The 18,807-nt window shown below is 49.1% G+C and carries 13 protein-coding genes; 7 read left to right on the top strand and 6 right to left on the bottom strand.

Features of this window, described 5'->3' with window-relative positions:
* The first annotated feature begins 153 nt into the window (after nucleotides 1-153).
* From CWB99_RS01345 to CWB99_RS01375, 7 genes are all read left to right on the top strand, one after another.
* Complete coding sequence (locus CWB99_RS01345) at nucleotides 154-3,453, top strand: VPS10 domain-containing protein (protein ID WP_138553288.1); 3,300 nt, start codon at nucleotides 154-156, stop codon at nucleotides 3,451-3,453.
* 193 nt (nucleotides 3,454-3,646) lie between these two features.
* Nucleotides 3,647-7,414 (top strand): COR domain-containing protein, encoded by a 3,768-nt coding sequence (locus tag CWB99_RS01350; RefSeq protein WP_138553289.1) that lies wholly within the window; start codon nucleotides 3,647-3,649, stop codon nucleotides 7,412-7,414.
* Nucleotides 7,404-7,880, top strand: a complete 477-nt coding sequence (locus tag CWB99_RS01355) for a DUF4231 domain-containing protein (RefSeq protein ID WP_138553290.1) — start codon at nucleotides 7,404-7,406, stop codon at nucleotides 7,878-7,880. Before CWB99_RS01350 ends, CWB99_RS01355 begins: the two co-directional genes overlap by 11 nt.
* Before the next feature lie 135 nt (nucleotides 7,881-8,015).
* Nucleotides 8,016-8,387: a GNAT family N-acetyltransferase gene (locus CWB99_RS01360; protein ID WP_138553291.1), complete on the top strand. Its 372-nt coding sequence runs from the start codon at nucleotides 8,016-8,018 to the stop codon at nucleotides 8,385-8,387.
* An 89-nt stretch (nucleotides 8,388-8,476) separates the two neighbouring features.
* Nucleotides 8,477-9,115: a GNAT family N-acetyltransferase gene (locus CWB99_RS01365; protein WP_249331595.1), complete on the top strand. Its 639-nt coding sequence runs from the start codon at nucleotides 8,477-8,479 to the stop codon at nucleotides 9,113-9,115.
* Between the two features lie 64 nt (nucleotides 9,116-9,179).
* On the top strand, nucleotides 9,180-9,557 hold the full coding sequence (locus CWB99_RS01370; RefSeq protein WP_054015535.1) for an MmcQ/YjbR family DNA-binding protein: 378 nt from the start codon (nucleotides 9,180-9,182) through the stop codon (nucleotides 9,555-9,557).
* A gap of 61 nt (nucleotides 9,558-9,618) precedes the next feature.
* On the top strand, nucleotides 9,619-11,466 hold the full coding sequence (locus CWB99_RS01375; RefSeq protein WP_138553293.1) for a winged helix-turn-helix domain-containing protein: 1,848 nt from the start codon (nucleotides 9,619-9,621) through the stop codon (nucleotides 11,464-11,466).
* A 51-nt stretch (nucleotides 11,467-11,517) separates the two neighbouring features.
* Here the strand turns inward: CWB99_RS01375 and CWB99_RS01380 are convergent, their stop codons facing one another.
* From CWB99_RS01380 to CWB99_RS01405, 6 genes are all read right to left on the bottom strand, one after another.
* Nucleotides 11,518-12,261, bottom strand: a complete 744-nt coding sequence (locus tag CWB99_RS01380; RefSeq protein ID WP_138553294.1) for a DUF1295 domain-containing protein — start codon at nucleotides 12,259-12,261, stop codon at nucleotides 11,518-11,520.
* A gap of 44 nt (nucleotides 12,262-12,305) precedes the next feature.
* Nucleotides 12,306-13,574, bottom strand: a complete 1,269-nt coding sequence (locus CWB99_RS01385) for a sterol desaturase family protein (RefSeq protein ID WP_138553295.1) — start codon at nucleotides 13,572-13,574, stop codon at nucleotides 12,306-12,308.
* A gap of 512 nt (nucleotides 13,575-14,086) precedes the next feature.
* Complete coding sequence (locus CWB99_RS01390) at nucleotides 14,087-14,458, bottom strand: DUF1579 family protein (RefSeq protein ID WP_171045232.1); 372 nt, start codon at nucleotides 14,456-14,458, stop codon at nucleotides 14,087-14,089.
* Between the two features lie 246 nt (nucleotides 14,459-14,704).
* The gene (locus CWB99_RS01395; RefSeq protein ID WP_138553297.1) at nucleotides 14,705-16,360 is read right to left on the bottom strand and encodes an SUMF1/EgtB/PvdO family nonheme iron enzyme; all 1,656 of its coding nucleotides are present in this window, start codon (nucleotides 16,358-16,360) and stop codon (nucleotides 14,705-14,707) included.
* 258 nt (nucleotides 16,361-16,618) lie between these two features.
* A complete protein-coding gene (locus CWB99_RS01400) occupies nucleotides 16,619-18,211 on the bottom strand; it encodes an ABC-F family ATPase (RefSeq protein ID WP_138553298.1) in 1,593 nt (530 codons plus the stop codon).
* Nucleotides 18,212-18,323: 112 nt separating this feature from the next.
* Nucleotides 18,324-18,806, bottom strand: coding sequence for a hypothetical protein (locus CWB99_RS01405; protein WP_138553299.1), 483 nt, complete (start codon nucleotides 18,804-18,806; stop codon nucleotides 18,324-18,326).
* Between the last annotated feature and the right edge of the window lies 1 nt (nucleotide 18,807).

Here is an 18,807-nt window from a genome sequence, read left to right on the forward strand (position 1 = left end):
TGTTCACCTGCTTCGGCTTTTTGTCGCATTTTATTTGAGCGCCAACGCACACTTATTGCACTGCCTCTGCAAGTAACATACGGTTAATAAGTTTTTTAAAGTGTTATGTTGTAACGCTTTGGGTAATCGACACAATAATAATAGGGAAAATGTATGCAACAACTAAAACTTGGCCGCGCGATGCGCATTGCCTTGCTGGGTGCAGCCACGACACTGTGCAGTCTGCCTGGCCTGGCCGCCAAAAGTGATGAAGGGGTGTTATCAGCTGCCACCTTCAAGGGGATGGAATTGAGAAATATCGGGCCGGGCTTTATGTCGGGTCGTATTGCGGATATTGCCATCGATCCCAAAGATACCAGTGTCTGGTATGTGGGTGTGGGCTCCGGCGGGGTATGGAAAACCAATAATGCCGGTGTGACCTGGCAGCCTGTTTTTGACGATCAGCCGGTATATTCGATTGGTGCTGTGGTGCTGGATCCAAATAACAGCAATACCGTTTGGGTCGGCACAGGAGAGAACGTTGGGGGTCGTCATGTCAGCTTTGGTGACGGTATCTATGTGAGTCATGACGGCGGCGCAAGCTGGACCAATATGGGCCTGAAAAACTCTGGCCATATTTCAGAAATTATCGTGCATCCAACGGATTCAAATATCGTCTGGGTAGCCGCTCAGGGGCCGCTATGGAGCAAAGGGGGTCAGCGCGGTTTGTATAAAACTATCGATGGCGGTAAAACCTGGGACAAAGTACTGGGTGACAACGACTGGACCGGCGTGACCGACGTGGCCATCGATCCGCGCGATCCGAATGTACTGTATGCCGCCACCTGGCAGCGCCACCGAACTGTAGCTGCGTATTATGGCGGTGGCCCGGGTTCTGGACTACATAAATCAACCGACGGTGGTAAAACCTGGCAAAAACTATCTCAGGGATTACCTAAAGGGGAAATGGGTAAAATTGGCCTGGAAGTCTCGCCCATCAATCCGGATGTGGTATATGCCGCCATTGAACTAGACCGCCGTACCGGGGCGGTATATCGTTCTGCTGATCGTGGTGCGTCCTGGGTTAAAGGTGCCGATGCGGTAGCAGGCGGCACCGGACCGCACTACTATCAGGAACTTTACGCCAGCCCCCATTACTTCGACCATATCTATCTTGCTGGTGTGCGTTTACACGAGTCTAAAGATGGTGGTAAGTCTTTCAAAAGAATGGAAGAAAAAGACAAGCATGGCGATAACCATGCAATGGAATTTATCGCGGGTGACAAAAACTACATGATGGTGGGGTCAGATGGTGGTTTATATGAAAGCTTTGACAGCGGCATCCACTGGCGTTATCACGAAAACCTGCCTGTGACTCAGTACTACAAACTGGCACTGGATGACGACAAGCCGTTTTATAATATTTACGGTGGAACACAGGATAACAATACGCAGGGTGGCCCGTCTCGTACACTCAACAGCCACGGTATTCTGAACACCGACTGGAAAGTGGTGTTATTTGGTGATGGCCACCAGCCTGCAACCGAGCCTGGTAATCCGGATATTGTGTATGCTCAGTGGCAGCAGGGTAACCTGACCCGTTATGACCGCACTACGGGTGAGATGGTGTATATCAAGCCGCAGCCTGGCAAAGGTGAAAAGCCCGAGCGCTTTAACTGGGATGCCCCTATTCTGGTTAGCCCACACAAGCCATCGCGTTTATATTTTGCCTCACACCGGGTGTGGCAATCTGAAGACCGCGGCGACAGCTGGACGCCAATCTCCGGCGATCTGACCAAAAATCGTGAGCGTATTCATCAGCCTATTATGGGCGGTAAGCAAGGCTGGGACGGCGCCTGGGACATGTTTGCGATGTCGCAGTACAGCACCATTACCTCTTTGTCGGAGTCGCCATTGGTCGAAGGTTTGTTATATGCAGGTACCGATGATGGCCATATTCAGATCACCGAAAATGGTGGCAAATCCTGGCGTAAGGTGGATGTAAAACGCCTGCCTAAGGTACCAGATACGGCATTTATCAACGACATTAAAGCCGATCTGTTCGACCCGGATACCGTCTATATTGCGCTGGATAACCACAAATTTGGCGACTATAAGCCTTACTTGCTGAAAAGCACCAACCGCGGTAAATCCTGGAAGTCGATTGCCAGCAATCTGCCTGATAAGCACTTAGTGTGGCGTGTGGTACAGGATCACGTTGATCCGGACCTGTTGTTTGCCGGTACTGAATTTGGCCTGTTTTTCACCATTGATGGCGGTAAGCGCTGGGTAGAGCTGACGGGCAACGTACCGACTATTTCGTTCCGCGACCTGGCCATTCAGCGTCGTGAAAACGACTTAGTGGGTGCCAGCTTTGGCCGCGGTTTCTTTGTACTGGATGACTATCGGGCACTGCGTAATCTGTCGGAAGATAAGCTGGCGCAGGAGTCTCTGTTGTTCCCAACCCGAGATGCACTGTGGTATATCCAGCGCAGCCCGCTGGGCGGTGGCGAAGTGGGCACTCAGGGTGGTAACAAATACCGTGCACCAAACCCTGACTTTGGTGCCACCTTCACCTACTACCTCAAAGACGATATCCAGAGCCTGAAGGCACAGCGTCAGGCAAAAGAAAAAGCGCTGAAAGAAGATAAAAAGTCATTTGGTGTCCCTTCGTGGGAATCGCTGGAAGCTGAAAAGCGTCAGCAACAGCCGGCTGTGTGGTTTACTGTTCGTGATGCGCAGGGCAATGTGATCCGCAAGTTGCAGGGCAAGGCCAAAAAAGGTCTGCACCGCATCAGCTGGGATCTGCGCTGGCCGGCACATCAGGCCATAGGTATGCAGGGCAATTACTTCTCGCCTAATCCTCAGGGACCACTGGTTACGCCAGGCACTTACAGTGTCAGCATGAGCAAAGAAGTGGACGGTCAGGTAACTCAGTTACAGGCGCCGCAAACTTTTGAGGTGGTACAGCTGAATCAGCGTAACGCGCTGAAGGAAATTGATGGCGAAAAAGTAGCAGCCTTCTGGAAAGAAGTGGCAGACGTACAGCGTGTGGCCAGTGCCACAGGTCAGGCACTGGGTAAAGCGGTGAAACGTCTGGATATGCTGGAGCAGTCGCTGGATCGCACCTCAGTGGCACCGGGTGAGTTTGACCGCCAGTTTGCAAACATCCGTAACCAGCTGTTGGCACTGGATAGCCGCCTGAATGGTAATCCGGCGAAAAACCAGGTGGGTGCCTGGAATGACACGCCCACTGTCGGTGACCGTCTGTTCCATGCACTTCTGGGAACCGGCCTGTCCACCTACGGACCAACGCCTTCTATTCGCACCAGTTTAGATCTGGCAACGGAAGAACTCAGAGCGATCCGCAACGAATTGCAGATCATGCTGAGCGACACCATTCCGGCATTTGAGCAACAGTTGCAGGCCAAAGGGGCTCCCTGGGTACCAGGCCAGTCACTGCCGCAGATCTAATCTGCCACAGATGATAGTGAACTGAAAAAAGGGCTCAAACGAGCCCTTTTTTGTTGTTGTTCTTTGCCCCTGGCGGTGGAGAAAAATGTCCACAGCGATAGCCGTGTCTAAACTTGGCGCTTGGTTAAAAAACCGTTAAAGTAGCTGACAGATCAGTGAATTAGCATACCCTGCAGCAGGAGATTTACCCCGGATGGCCCAGTTTCAACACCCCGGCGCTTTGCGCGAAGCCCAACACCGTATTCAACAGGCACTCGAAAACGGTGCCAGCAGCCTGGATTTAAGTGGTTTACGGCTACGCCGCTTACCCGAGGAAATTGCCAAACTGGCCCCCCAACTGACGGCATTGGATTTAAGTAATTGCGGGGAGTTACGTAGTCTGGCTGGTATTGAGCCATTAACCGGGCTAACTGAATTAAAGCTCCGTAGTTGCCATAAGCTTGAAACTTTAGAGCCGCTCAGTCAGTTGGTTGAAGTAAAATTGTTAGATATAGAGTTTTGTGACCTGCTAACGTCGTTAAATGGACTGGAGCGGTTAAATCAGCTGGAGATATTGGGTGCTGATCATTGCATCTTCCTGAGTAACATTACTGCATTAAAAGGTAAAGCCGGTCTGAAAAGCATTAGTCTGGCACGGACAAGAGTATCTGATCTATCATCTGTATCTGAATCAGTAAGTTTATGCTCGTTAAACCTTTCTGGTTGTTCAAAAATAGACTCTTTAGCGCCGCTCAATGGTTTAGATAATTTATCGGACTTAAATATCAGTGGGCTACAGCTAAGCATCGACGGTATTACGGCTCTGCCTTCTTTAAAGTCATTGCAAGTTTCTGATGTAGTTGAAAATATTGATGTTATTGTCCAAGTGCAACAGCTGGAAACGTTGAGGCTGAGTGGTGCAAACGATGTGTTTATTAGCACTGTTCTGCCAGAATTGCGCTGTTTAAAGTCGCTTACTGTCTTTCAATTCAACACTCCCAATTTAAACTTTTTACAGGGGTTACCTCAGCTTGAAGAGCTTCGCCTTTTAAACTGTCCTGAACTATCTGACTTATCTGGGTTGCAAAAGATTGATCAGTTAAAGTCTCTGCACTTAAATTTAAGAAAGAATGCTGTGTCTTTAAAGAGTTTTGCCAGTTTACAAAAGCTTGAATTCCTCTCTTTACATACATCGGATCGGTTTGATGAGCTGTCTCTTGTCTCAACGTTGCCAAAGCTAAAAACGCTGAATTTGCATGTTTTTGGTTCGGTGCTAAAGCTGAATTTTGAAGACTTACCAGCCAGCTTAGAGGCTTTACATGGATACGAGATAAACTTGGTGAACCAGGAACCTTCCCTTGCGAATACTGCACATTTAACATCGCTGGAGGAAGTTAGCACCGACTCTAAGCTATCAGAATTTCAAATGGATGCGTTAAAAAGCCTGCCTCAAATGACGTCCATCCGGTCAGCTTGCACCTGGGCAAAAGAAAACGGTGTGTGGCAGCTCTCTGAGTTGCAATGCAGGGAGAGCTCATCTATTTGCGAGCTGGATGAATTATATGTGTTTGATAAATTAACAGTAAATACTCTGAAATTCTACGGGAATTCAAAGCTGCGGGACTTAACTACGTTAGGAGACTATAAAAATTTACACTCTCTTGATATTAATGACTGTAATGGGCTTCGGGATTATACGCCCTTAAAACAAACCAGTGCGCTGGAAAAACTTGAAATAGGGCGTCCGCAATATTCAGATTCAACTTTGCAGATACACCAGATCCCGAAACTGGATTGGAGTACAGCAGAGTATTTGCTTAACGAGTTACCTAAGCTTGATCTATTAGGGCAGATCTTAATTGAACATATTCCCCCTGAACTGACCTGTCCGATTAAGCAAAGCGCCATTGAAGACTGGTACTGGGATATTCAACGCCATGGGCACGCCACGCCGACGGCGTTAAAGGTGATGATCTTGGGCAATGGTCAGATAGGCAAGACGCAGCTTGCCCGGCGCCTGCGGGGTGAGGCATTTGATGAAAGCGTGAAGAGTACCCATGGCATCCAGCTACATCGCTTTGACTATAACGGGGTAGAGATCCAGTGCTGGGATTTTGGCGGTCAGGATGTGTATCTGGGGACCCATAGTTTGTTTATCGACAGCCGCGCGTTGTATTTGCTGTTATGGCATCCGAAAACGGAAAATAACGACCTGGTACCGTGCGAGCAGATAGAGATCCGTAACCGGCCGCTGAGTTACTGGCTGGCCTATTTAAAGTCGCTGGCGGGGTCGGAAGCCCAGGTTATGGTCTGCCAGAGCCAGTGTGACGACCCGGAGCAGGATTTGCGAGCCCCTGTGCCCCATCCGGTGCCATTTACCAAGCTACGTGAAGTGCCCATCAGTGCCAAAGTGCCCGGCGGGCTGGATGAATTCACGCCCTTTTTTGAGCGGGCGATCCAGTTACAGCTTAAACGCAATGGCGATATCTGGCTGCCTAAAAACTGGCTGGCGGTGGAGCTGGAAATTGCCGTGTTGCAGGTGCAATTATTACCGTACGATGCCTATCAGACACTGTGCGCACGCCATGATGTGGCAGCGCCCGAAACTTTAGTTAAGTACCTGCATCAGACAGGCCGGGTGTTTTATCGTAAAGGCTGTTTTGACGACCAGCTGATTCTGGATCAGGCCTGGGCGCTGCAGGGCGTCTACTTGCTGCTGGAGCGCGAGCATGTGATGCCGGCACTCAAGGGTGCCAGTGGCTGTTTTGCTGAAGCAGATCTGGAGCCGCTACTGTGGCAGGGGAAAGAGTTTACGGCCAGCGAAAAGGCCTTGTTTGTGGAGATGATGTTGCAGTGCGGGGTGTGCTTTAAATTAACCGATAGCAGTTATATCGCTCCCGATGCCCTGCCGGAAAAAGCGGAACGCCAGGGGCATTTTACCAGCATCTGGCAGCAGGGCGAATGTGACTATCATATTCGCCTGGAGTATGCGTTTTTACACGATGCCACCATGCGTTATTTGCTCAGCAAAATTGGTGAGCAGGCGGGACCTCAGGCCTGTTACTGGCGCTATGGCTGCTGTTATTACGATGTCAAAACCAATGCCCGGGTATGGTTCGAATGTACGCCGCTCTCGGATGAACAAAAAGGTGAGCGGGATGATTTCAGTAACTATGGCCAGCCCGGAGTGATTGATATTCGTGTTGCCGGAAAACAGGGGCTGGAGCTGGCAAAGCATTTGCTCAAGTCGATCAGTAAGGAGCAGCACCTGGAACAAAGCGCCCGGGTTGAATGGCGAGTGGGAGAACCAACGGAAGAAGCGCGTGAGATTCAAGACGAAGACACCCCGCTTGCGCCGTTTGCGGGCATTAACCCGGCGGCCAAGGCATCAACCGGACTGTACTTTTCTTATGCCTGGGGCAAGGCCCCGGATCCACATCAGCAAATATGCGATGAGATATACACTCAGCTGGCAAAGTATGAGCTTGAAGTGATCCGTGACAGAGAAGCCACAGGATATGGCGACAGCATAGCCGAATTTGAGCGTGAAATTGGCCGCGCCGATGCGGTATTACTGGTGATTAGCCGCAAGTCTTTGTATGAGTCAACGCACTGTATGAATGAGCTTAAGCTGATTTATGAGCATTGCCAGGGACAACAGAATAAGTTTAATGACAAGGTGTTTCCGGTGATCCTGGCTGATGTACACATTGACTCACTGCAATCACGGCTTGAAATCGTTCAGCACTGGAAACATGAGAAAGAAAAAATAAATGCCCTGATTGATGCCGTAGGCAAAGAAGATGCAGGACCTGAAGCGGTTGCGGAGTTAAAAGCCATGAGTGCCTTTATCGGTTGCATCAATAGCGCGTTAAGCTGGATAAGTGATAGAGTTACCGAGCGTGAGACCGAGTTACAGGCCGATGCAACGGTGCAGTTTGTAGTAGACAAATTAAACCTGAGGGTACGCAATGAAAGATAACACAATGGCACTGACCATGGAGCAAAACACTTATATCAGTGAACGGCTGGAACATCAGATCAGCTGGTATGATACAAAAAGCATGGATAATCAGCGCGCCTACCATCGCTGCCAGATTGTAGAGTTGTGCAGCGCGGTATCCATTCCGTTTATCACCGGGTTGTGGGGCAGTGTGGTGGCCGGCCAGGTGATTATTGGTATTTTGGGTGTGCTGATAGCGGTATGTGCTGGTCTGTCGAACCTGAAAAAGTATCAGCAAAACTGGCTGAACTATCGCACCAGTTGCGAAATGTTGCGTCGTGAGAGATTTCTGTACCTGACAGCCTGTGCGCCCTATCATGAGGCCGATAAATTCAATTTACTGGTGACCCGGGTTGAGGATATTCTGGCAAAAGAGCATGGTGAATGGCGGGTCAATGTACAACCCAGGCAAACCACCCATGGTGAGACAGGTCAACCCGGCTAATTATATCAATCAGGGATAAAAGGAAGAGCGATGGCAAAGATCCGACTGGCGACACCACAGGATTTATCCGGCATAGTTCAGTTGTATCCGTCTTTATTCAGTTGACATAGAGAGCTGCGCGGGCATGATCCGCAAATGAATGAGCTGGTACTTGAATCGGCATGGAGCGAGCTGCTGAGCAGCCCGGCGGTTAATATCGTGGTGGCAGAGGTAGATGGGCAGCTTGCGTCGACTTGTCAGCTGGGCATAGTACCCACCCTGACCAATGGCTGCCGCCCGTTTGGGATCATTGAACATGTCATTACCTCAGAGCGCTTTCGTCGTCGTGGTTTAAGTCAGCAGGTAATTGAACAGGCACTGTCGCTTGCCTGGGAGCAGCATTGCTATAAGGTGATGTTACTCTCTGGGGCAACACGCACCAGTGCTCACAAGCTATATGAAAAAGTTGGATTTAAATCGGATGTTGAAAATGGGTTTGTTATTAAGAATCCGATGACAGTAAATTAAAAGGGCTGGACTGACCCTTTAATGGGTAAATTTGTTCGCAGAAGTTTCGTCTTTGTGTTATTTGTCACCATTTTTTATCTATGAATATCGTGAATTTATGGTCCTCTGGACTGGTACAGGATAAGCCTTGCGAGAGCGGCGTCCTGCTTGGTGAATATCACCACCCTTATTATAATAAACGTTTTTCTCTAAAGCTGATTGGGCACAATGATTTGGCGCGTTTTTGTCGCTGGATGAATGACCCCAGGGTTGCGCACTTCTGGCAACAGGCATGGAGTGAAGAAAAACAGTGGCAGTATCTGAGTGATAAACTTGCCGATGCCCATACTTTACCCCTGATTGGCTACCTGGACGACCAACCTTTTGCTTATCTGGAAGTTTACTGGGCTGCCAGAGACAAGCTGGCTGGTTATTATGATGCGGCGCCCTATGATCGGGGGATACATCTGCTGGTGGGGGAGCAAAGCTGCCGTGGACCGGATAACTTTCGCTGCTGGATGACCTGCCTCAGCCATCTGATCTATCAAAGCCAGCCCAAGACCCAGCGTATTGTGCTTGAACCCAGAGCCGATAACGTGCGCCTGATGAACCATATGGCAGGGCTGGGCTATCACAAACAGTTTGAGTTTGACTTTCCCCATAAACGTGCCGCACTACTGATGGGACACAGAGCGCATTTTTATGAGCAGATCTTGGCCAAACATGACGAGTGTGAGTCAGTCGCCTAGGTCATTGGCATACTCTGAATGAAGGTGTATGGTGCTCAGACTATGTCAGCAAAGGAACATCAATATGGACCATACACAAGCCCATGCTTATCTGCTTAATAAACCTTTTTCTTCCGTTGGTCAGCCTTTTGGGCCCGGTGTCGATGTATTTAAAGTGAAAGACAAGATGTTTGCGACACTGGCTCCGGGCAAATATAACGAAGGAGAGGTCCGTCACTGGTGGCTGAATCTGAAGTGTGACCCGGATGAGGCGCATGCTTTGCGGGACATTTTTGATGCGGTTATTCCCGGTTACCATATGAACAAACGGTTGTGGAATACAGTGATCCTGGATGGCTCTGTGCCCCGCGGAGAAATAGAACGCATGATAGATAACTCGTTCTTGCTGGTGGTGCAAAAAATGACCAAGAAGCAGCGCGAGGCCATCATGGTGCATCTTTAGTTTTTATACGTAATTGAGTTATTCTTATCGGTGAATAGGATAATAACAATTACATGACACTATGCGTTACCAGTTTGATGACTTTGAGTTCGACAGCACTGATTTGATTTTGCATCGCGCAGGTGAAGCGCTGGCAATTCGTCATAATGAAGCAAAACTGCTGACTTTGCTGCTGGAAAATACGCATCGCGTGCTCAGCAAAGAAGAGATCCTGAATGAAGTCTGGCAGGGGAAAGTGGTCTCTGATCAGGCGGTATTCCAAAATATCAGCCATTTACGGGCTTTGTTCGGCAACGATGCCATTAAAACCTATGCAAAGCGAGGCTACCAGTGGCAACGTCCGGTAAATGAGCCAGTAATAGCTCAGGTAACCAGTCCAAAAACAGCGCTCAGTGATGTTGAGGGAAAGCCAGTTGCAGCATTCATTGCAGCGACTGCGTCGGGGTATGGCTCAGGCATAAAGTGGTTTGGTATATCACTGTGCGCTTTATTGATCCTGTTTGTTGCGACTTTTATCAGCCAGAGCGATGAACCTCAGCAGGCGCCCTTTACACTGACTTACCTGCCATTCGAAGGCGTTGAACCCGAAAAGTGGCAACTACAAGACACAACCCGGCTGGACTTTACCCCTCTTGCCACGCTTTCTGCTGCGGATTTCAGAACATCACAGGAACTGGTTTATCCCAAGGTTGCGGCGCAGCATCCGGTGATCCTCACTGCCAGTGTGCGCCAGGTCGATGCCTTCTGGTACCTGACCTTTTGGTTGAAGGGCCCGGCAGGGCAATGGCAGGGGGTATTGCACGGTGAAACACCTGAAAGGGTGCAACAGCAGCTCTATCATCACCTCACTCAGCCTGTGGTCCAGTCTTTATTGCAAAACCCTCACTCTCCGGATCTGAAGCTGGCCATGCTGACTCAGGCTCATCAGGAGGCAGCGGAAGATTTGATCCTGTTGGGCGCCTTGGTCAATGCTTATCTCGATGTTCGGGAGCTGGACAAAGCGATGGTAATGGCTGAGAAACTGGCGGTGCAGGCCAAAGCGCAAGCCAACTCACTGCAACTGGGCCGTGCACTGGCTTATCAGGGGGAAATTCTGTCGCGTAAAAACCTGGTTGACCTTAGCCTGATAAGGTTAGATGCCGCACTGGAGGCGCTGGCAATGAGCCAGGATCTGAGGGCACAGGCAGATGTCTGGCACAGTCGTTCCTGGTTACATCATTTACAACGGGATTATGAGCAGGTCAAAGCCAGTTTGCTGCACTCGGCACAGCTGGCACGGCAGGCGAAGGACATTGCCAGAGAGCTGGATGCCCTGACTTACCTGTCGATTATGGCGAGTAAAAACCAGCAGGATAATGACAAATACCTTTACCTGCGGCAGGCGGAGGAGAAAATGCGACATTATGCACTGCCGATTTATCATTTTGCCAAAGTGCCCTTTCACTATGCCATTTTTGCAGAAAAGCCAGCCGACAAAGAGCCTCACTACCGACGGGTGCTGGAATATACCGCACTGACGCCGAACCATTGGGTGGCTCAATCCAGCCGTAAATCGTTGGTGCGTTACTATCTCAGTGAAGCTCGCTATGACGAGGCCAAGTCTCTGATTGACAGTGTGAGCCAGAACAATGCAGAAAATGCTTATCTGGCGGTGATGTATGCTGCGGCGGTGCAAACTCAGGCCGAGCTGTTGCCCCTTGCGCTGCGTGCCTTTGAGCTGGCGCAGTTATCGGGAGATCGCCGCATTGGTCTCGATGTGGCCTTGTTGTTGTGCCAGATGCCAGTAGAATCGGGTGTAAATAGCGATTTCTATGTGCACTATATCAGCGAGCACGCGACACCAGATTGGCGCACTCAGAATGAAGCACAGTTACTGGCGCTCAATCTGACTTCAGTGGGGGCGGAATGACGTGCCAGACTCAGCGGCTATCAGGGTCGCTGAGTCTGACTGATTATGGGATTAGTATACGAAAGGGATCAGTTTCTTTGTTTTTGCCGCGTACTGATCAAACTTCTCGCCATATCGCTCTGATAGGTAGCTATCAAGTGCCGGGATGTGGAAGCTGATGAAAGAGTAAGCCATAAAGAAAGGCAGCAGCAGCGTCCAGTAGTTGTAGCTCAGCAAGCACCAGCCCGTGAACAGTACCACATCACCAAAGTAGTTAATGTGCATTGAATGTTTAAACAGTCCTTCGGTGTAGCACTGACCTTTGTTGGCCGGGTCCTGTTTCCACCATTTTCTCTGGATCTCTGAGCCACTATTGAGGTAGGAGCCAACCGCCAGCAGAACCAGCGCAACGATATCCAGCGTACCGAACGGAATAACCTCACTTCTGAATGCGCCGCCACCTACCAGCAACAGACCAATTTCAAACAGGGCCATAAAACACAGCAGACCCAGCGCTTCACCCCAGTCAATTCTGCGCTGTAACAGATATAGCACAGTAATGGCATGGCGGATCCAGTAGACAAATACACAACCAAGCATGATCAGGGCTCTGTCCTGATCAACCAATACCCACTGTTGAGAGAATAGTTGACCAATGTGAGTCCAGCCATCGGCCATTGCCAGCCAGGCACAGAAAAGGACCAGGCCAAAGTGCAGACCGACAAAAGTCCATCTTTGCGCCAGCGTGCGGCCGTGTTCGCGGTTGACCCCACCTCCGGCGTTTTGACTGTCCGGGGTCTGATTTACTGTTTCCATGTTTTTTCCTTCAATCATATTAGCTTAGAATTAGGTGTTGGTTGCTACTGGGGCTCAGCAGTCAGTTCAACAGGTTGCACTGGGCGGGTGCGGTAGACCAGGTAGTTGCACACAGAGATCAGTGCCAGCGTGGCGGTGCTCAGAGTTATCCAGTCTGCTTGATTGGTATCGATAGCCCAATACAAAATTAACCCGTACAGCAGCTGAGTGACGGCTTCCATATGCAGGCCCAGCTTGGCACCGTCAAAGACCAGACCGTTAAAATGGCACAGCCAGAAAAACAGCAGAGACATACTCACCAAAGGTAAGGTTGGCAGATCTCCAAAGTAACTCATCAGGTAGGTAAACAACATCACTATGCTGCTAAAGCGCACAAATGCAGTCCATTTGGTGCGTTTGCAAATATACGGGTCTTTGGGTTTAAAATCTTTAGAGCGTACTTTGGCGCTGAGTGAGTAAAAGTCGGCTTTATTGGCCTTTTTAGGTAGCCAGGCTGGTGGTGCAAAAATAGAGCAGAACACTTCAAAGACTGAGCTGGAACATTTGATCTTTTGCCAGATGGTTTTTAAATAATAGGAGTTGATCACCAGAGGACTAAAACTGGGGTATGACTCGCGCACGCCATATACCACAGGATCGTCGTCCAGCTCTCGTTGGTACGTGCCAAACAAGCGGTCCCAGATGATCAAAATACCACCATAGTTTTTGTCTATATAGGCGCGATTGCGGGCATGGTGGACACGGTGTAGCGACGGCGTATTGAAGATTTTATCGGCGCGAGGCGTCTTTTTCAGATACTTGGTATGAATGCAAAATGCCCAGATGATTTGCGTGTAGCTGGCTGCCAGGAATACTTCCAGCGAAATACCCATAAACGCCATCGGGATAAAAGTCATCCACATGGTCAGCTCAGTGAAATAGCTAATCCGAATGGACACGCCAAAATTAAAGTTTTCCGCGGTATGATGCACCAGATGATCGGCCCAAAACAGCCCTATCATGTGGTGAAAGCGATGATTCCAGTAGTATAAAAAGTCATAGACAAAGAATGCCAATACGTAGATCAGGGGGTTGCTCTGATCCAGGTTAAACAGGCGATACTCATTATAAACCAGGGTATAAAGTGCCACCACGGCGAGCAAAAAAATAAATGATAAACCCAGGTTGCCAAGCGCAATGGTGGCATTTGTGAGTGTATCGTTAAGGCGATAGTTTTTTTGCTTACGCAAAAAGTTGATGGTTGCCAGAATAAATAGCGGCCCCAGATAGAAGGGCAGGGTATACATTACTTCTTCGGTAAAGTTGAGATCCATGTTAATCCCTTAGTGTGTCGTCTGAATAAGTGTACGGTTTACCATGCAAAGGCAGATAAGTGCGCATATCTCACCCACATCGCCACAATGGATGTGTTGTAAGCATCTTGTTGTGGAAGTGAGGTAAAATATTTATATCCATGTTAACATTAAATTATCTTTTATTTCACGTTTTTTGTGTTACGCCACATTACAGTGAACAGTATTCTGTTGCAGAGTCTTTACTTCCATCCTATTTCAAAGCTGAGCGTTTGGTTAACATTGTGTTCTTCAAATGTGAATAAAAAATGGATCTAGAATAAATCTTTTGTTTTCATTTCTAAGAGGGAATAAAACTTGAGTATTTGCTCAACCTACTTTTAACCGTGCCGATAGAGTCTTTGAGATATAAAAAAGGAAATGAAAACAATGAAAAAGCATATGTTACCGTTACTGAGTTTGATGGCACCAGCCGTAATTGTGCAGGCCGCTGATATACCTACAAAAGTGATCAGTCAGGACTTTGATAACGCTTATTGGATCTTATGATAAATACCATAAAACAGGGTTTGCCAGGACTTGCCGTTATTATTGGAAGACTGCCAGTGCTGGTGAACCGTGTCGTTCTTTTTAGGTTGCCAGGTAATGCGATGTAAAACGGGCTTACCCTCACTGTCCTGCCCGGGACCTTGCAATACCATGCCGTTATTGTCCCTGTTGCCATTGAGCTGCAGCAGTAACCCCGCGTTGTCAGTCCAGCTCTGGTGCCACTGCTGTTGTTGCTTGTCGAAGATATTCAGACTTTTACCCTGATAGCCGGAAACAGCCTGATATTCTTCTAAAATCACACACCCATTGAGTATCTTAGTGATTTTGCTGTTGCCTGCAAATTGCCCCTTGGACATGACCCGCCATTCCCCTATCCAAAAATCAAAGGCATGATATTGAGGGCTGTCACATAACGAACGCGCATGGACAGAGCCGGCGCAGCAGCTGAGTAAAAGCGAACATAGGATCTTTTTGAACATGTGGCGATACATTCCGTATTGTGGACTATCTGAGTGACAGTCAAATCCGCAATTCTTAATAAAAATAGTCAGTTTTACGCGAATTAGGCAAGGTGGGGAAAGCGAGTTTCCCCAAATTCATCGTTATTCTTGATTTAGTGCCAGCCAGTTGAGCTTCCAGTTAGTGTCGTGAGAGTGGAGTTTTAGTGTATGTTTACCCGCAGCCAGATAAATACGTTCTCCTTGTTGTGTTTGCCAGTCATTGTATCCGCCTGTGCCACGGACCGCGTGCGTCGAGATTGGTTTATCATCAACTTTGACGGTAAACCCTTTGCTGTCGCGGGGTCCGGCGATACGGTAGCTAAGACGATAGTAGCCACTTTTGCTAACGTTGATCTGATAATCAAGCTGAGCATCCTCAGCAATGCCATCGCCACCGGTCAGATTTAAGCGTCCGTCTGTGTCTGACGTGCGGGCGGTATTAGCACCAGTCACGGCGTAAGCATACTCTGCCTCTATGCGACCTGGCACCGACAGCGCTTTGCCGCGGGTTTTGACCAGGTTGCTGTAATTACTTTGCAGGTTGCGACGCACTGCAACTACCGTATATTCGTATACATTGGGAGAGGCATTGGCATCGGTAAATTGGGTATCAATGACATTGTCGGCAATCAGTTCAAACATCGAGCCTGCGCTGTGATTGCGATAGATTCGATAACCCGACACATCCTGTTCCGTACTGCGGTCCCAGCTTAATGTGGCGTACCCATTGCTCTGCGACAGGGTTAAGTTTGTCACCGACTGAGGGTAGGCAAACTGTTGATCCCGGCGTCGCTGCTCCTGCTTCTGTACCATGACGAGTTGCTGTTGGAATCGACGGGAGGCTTTGCTTTGCTCCGGCGCAGGACCGTCCAGTGCGACACGAAACCCTTCGGCCGCACCAGCAAAGTCTTCGGGCATGCTTCCACGACGGGTAACCGGCCAGATATTCCAGTGCCAGCTGCTGCCTCTTACCGAGCGGCGTTCGCATTGACCTGATTGAAAGGCGCGGCCATTTTCGCTGGCTTGCTGATAATTGTCCTGGTAGCAATCACCCAGTATTTCAGCGACATTGCTGAGCATATCGTGCAAGCCGTAGGGATTTGATTGGTACATGCCGACGACACTGGCATAGGTCGCGTGATCAACGCAATCGGCAAACCCGTCAACAAAGTTCACATAAGTACTGTTGGTGGTGCGTTGTAGCGCGTTTTCACCACTGAGATCTGCTGTATTCTCATACTGACACACCGAAGGATGCTTGGGGTCATCGCCAAAGTAAAAGCCGCTTGTTGTCCCCCCACGTGCTGCATACTCCCATTCGGCTTCACTGGGTAGTCGATAGGGCTTCCCGGTCGTTTTTGCCAGCCAGTCTACATAAGCTTTGGCGCCAGTCCAGCTTACGCAGATAGCAGGCTGGAAATCGTTGACTGTCAGGCTGTTGTTATCCCAGCTGCCCGGTGTGTTGCCAATAAACCAGCTATCAAGCTGGTGATAGCATTCCTGGGGCGCCACAAAACCTGTGGCTTCGACGAAGCGTCGGTACTCTCTGACCGTCACTTCATATTTGCCCAGACTGAACTCGGGCAGTGTGACCGTGTGAACGGGCAGGCTGTTCTCATTGTCAGAGCTGCCCATTGCGAAACTGCCTGCCGGAAGTGTGACCATAATGGGCTCAATGGGGGAGGGAGAATTCCCGGCTAGTGTCGGTGCACAGATTGTCAGCAATATCAGTGTTGAACAGGGGAGTGTGATTTTCATGATTATTTTTCCTGTAAAAAAGACGCTTTCACCATGCCTAACCAGCGAGGGTGAAATCCTAGCGATTTTTTACAAAGTGAGAAAAATAGAAATATTTTAGATTGGGTTAAATAGAAATGGCTAACTAACGTATTGATATATTTGTTTATTTAATTTTTTGAGGCGCTGCGAAATTTAAGTCAGCGTGAAAATGCAGGGAAGGTAAATGAAACACGTTGAAAGAAACTCTGGCCGCAGGGTACGGCCAGATAAACAGGCTTACTGTTCAGCAGCCTGTTTTGCCAGGTACTCGTCATAAGTCCCCTGGAAGTCAATGATCTGACCGTCTTTGATTTCCCATATACGGGTGGCCAAAGACGATACGAACTGGCGGTCGTGTGACACGAAGAACAAGGTGCCTTCGTACTGTTCCAGTGCCATATTCAATGATTCAATGGATTCCATGTCCATGTGGTTGGTCGGTTCATCCATCAACAGAATGTTAGGTTTGTGCATCATCAGCTTACCAAACAGCATGCGACCTTGCTCACCCCCGGAAATCACCTTAACTGACTTTTTAATGTCGTTTTGTGAGAACAGCATACGACCCAGGAAACCCCGTACGACCTGCTCGTCGTCACCTTCCTGTTGCCATTGTTCCATCCACTGGAACAGGTCCAGGTCTTTTTCGAACTCGTCCGCGTGATCCTGGGCATAGTAGCCAATGTTGGCATTTTCTGACCACTTAAACGCGCCCGACTTAGGCGCCATACGCCCGGCCAGGGTGTTAAGCAAGGTTGTTTTACCTACGCCGTTTTCACCAATGATGGCGACTTTTTCACCCACTTCAACTAAGCCATTGAGGCCACTAAACAGCACCTCTTCATAACCTTGCGACAGGGTTTCCAGCTCCAGCGCATTGCGGAACAATTGTTTGGACTGTTCGAAGCGAATAAACGGGTTTTGACGGCTTGAAGCTTTAACTTCTTCCAGCTGGATCTTATCAATCTGTTTGGCACGCGACGTGGCTTGCTTCGCTTTAGAGGCATTCGCCGAGAAGCGAGAAACAAACTGCTGAAGTTCAGTGATCTGGGCTTTCTTCTTAGCGTTGTCAGCAAGCAGGCGCTCCCGTGCCTGAGTGGCAGCCAGCATGTATTCGTCATAGTTGCCCGGATAAATACGCAGCTCACCATAGTCGATATCGGCCATGTGAGTACATACCGAGTTCAAAAAGTGACGGTCGTGCGAGATGATGATCATGGTGCAGTCACGCTGATTCAGTACGTCTTCCAGCCACTTGATGGTATAGATGTCCAAGTTGTTGGTCGGTTCGTCGAGCAGCATGATATCTGGTTCGGCAAACAGTACCTGAGCCAGCAATACCCGCAGTTTCCAGCCTGGTGCCACCTCTGACATAGGTCCGTAGTGCTGCTCTGTTGGGATGCCCACGCCCAGCAACAGCTCACCGGCTTTGGCTTCGGCGGCATACCCATCCATTTCTGCGAATTGAGTTTCAAGGTCGGCGACTTTCATGCCGTCTTCTTCACTCATTTCCGGCAAAGCATAAATGCGGTCGCGTTCCTGTTTCACTTCCCATAGCTCTTTGTGACCCATGATCACCGTATCGACCACCGAGAATTCCTCGTAGGCAAACTGATCCTGGTTTAGCTTGGCAATGCGCTCATTCGGATCATAAGAGACGTTGCCTGCGCTGGCCTCCAGTTCTTTGCTGAGGATCTTCATAAAGGTCGATTTACCACAGCCATTGGCACCGATCAGACCGTAGCGATTACCGTCGCCAAATTTGACCGAGATATTTTCAAACAGCGGCTTGGCGCCAAACTGCATGGTGATGTTGTTACAAGACAGCATAAGGGGTGCTCATTAAATTCAATTGCCGCGATTTTAGCACTAAATCGCGGCTGGGGGGGAAGGTTATTGCAGTATAACCTGATATGGCTTTATATAGGCTGGCAGCGAGTAATCAGGGTTTTTTGCGAAGTGCAAACGCGATTGCGCACAAACCCAGGCCAGCAATAAACAGGAACAATCTCCAGAGATTGTTTTCCAAAACAAACTGTGAATAGCTTTTGAGTGTAACCCCATCTTCTTTGATTACTTCATACACGGTATATGCCGAAATATCAGCGCGATACTTGACCAGTAATTGCACATTGTCGCCCGGCTTAAGAGGCGCATTGGTTTTTTTGTGCAACACCATTTGAGTACTGCCGGTGTTTATCTTGATGAAATAGCACTTGGCTTTACCACAGGCGGTACTAGACAGATAGGGTTCACCCAACTGACCTGACACCTCTCTTAAGGAGGTTTTATCGGGCAGATCCAACAAGAACAGGCTCAGTATAATCATCAGCAAACCAATTCCCAGTATATTGGCTAAGCCCTGTTGCCTATCATCTTCATTAGTGTATTCCGAGATGGGCGAGGTATAAGGTTCTTTGTGCATT

The sequence above is a fragment of the Pseudoalteromonas rubra genome (assembly GCF_005887095.1).
GTDB classification, from domain to species: Bacteria; Pseudomonadota; Gammaproteobacteria; order Enterobacterales; family Alteromonadaceae; genus Pseudoalteromonas; species Pseudoalteromonas rubra_E.

Excerpts from the sequence above, each read along its gene's own strand:
- CWB99_RS01400 (WP_138553298.1), bottom strand. The coding sequence starts at position 18,211 with ATGCTGTCTTGTAACAACATCACCATGCAGTTTGGCGCCAAGCCGCTG.
- CWB99_RS01405 (WP_138553299.1), bottom strand. The coding sequence starts at position 18,806 with ATGCACAAAGAACCTTATACCTCGCCCATCTCGGAATACACTAATGAA.
- CWB99_RS01350 (WP_138553289.1), top strand. The coding sequence starts at position 3,647 with ATGGCCCAGTTTCAACACCCCGGCGCTTTGCGCGAAGCCCAACACCGT.
- CWB99_RS01380 (WP_138553294.1), bottom strand. The coding sequence starts at position 12,261 with ATGGAAACAGTAAATCAGACCCCGGACAGTCAAAACGCCGGAGGTGGG.
- CWB99_RS01395 (WP_138553297.1), bottom strand. The coding sequence starts at position 16,360 with ATGAAAATCACACTCCCCTGTTCAACACTGATATTGCTGACAATCTGT.
- CWB99_RS01370 (WP_054015535.1), top strand. The coding sequence starts at position 9,180 with ATGGACCATACACAAGCCCATGCTTATCTGCTTAATAAACCTTTTTCT.
- CWB99_RS01375 (WP_138553293.1), top strand. The coding sequence starts at position 9,619 with ATGCGTTACCAGTTTGATGACTTTGAGTTCGACAGCACTGATTTGATT.
- CWB99_RS01360 (WP_138553291.1), top strand. The coding sequence starts at position 8,016 with ATGAATGAGCTGGTACTTGAATCGGCATGGAGCGAGCTGCTGAGCAGC.
- CWB99_RS01345 (WP_138553288.1), top strand. The coding sequence starts at position 154 with ATGCAACAACTAAAACTTGGCCGCGCGATGCGCATTGCCTTGCTGGGT.
- CWB99_RS01355 (WP_138553290.1), top strand. The coding sequence starts at position 7,404 with ATGAAAGATAACACAATGGCACTGACCATGGAGCAAAACACTTATATC.
- CWB99_RS01385 (WP_138553295.1), bottom strand. The coding sequence starts at position 13,574 with ATGGATCTCAACTTTACCGAAGAAGTAATGTATACCCTGCCCTTCTAT.
- CWB99_RS01390 (WP_171045232.1), bottom strand. The coding sequence starts at position 14,458 with ATGTCCAAGGGGCAATTTGCAGGCAACAGCAAAATCACTAAGATACTC.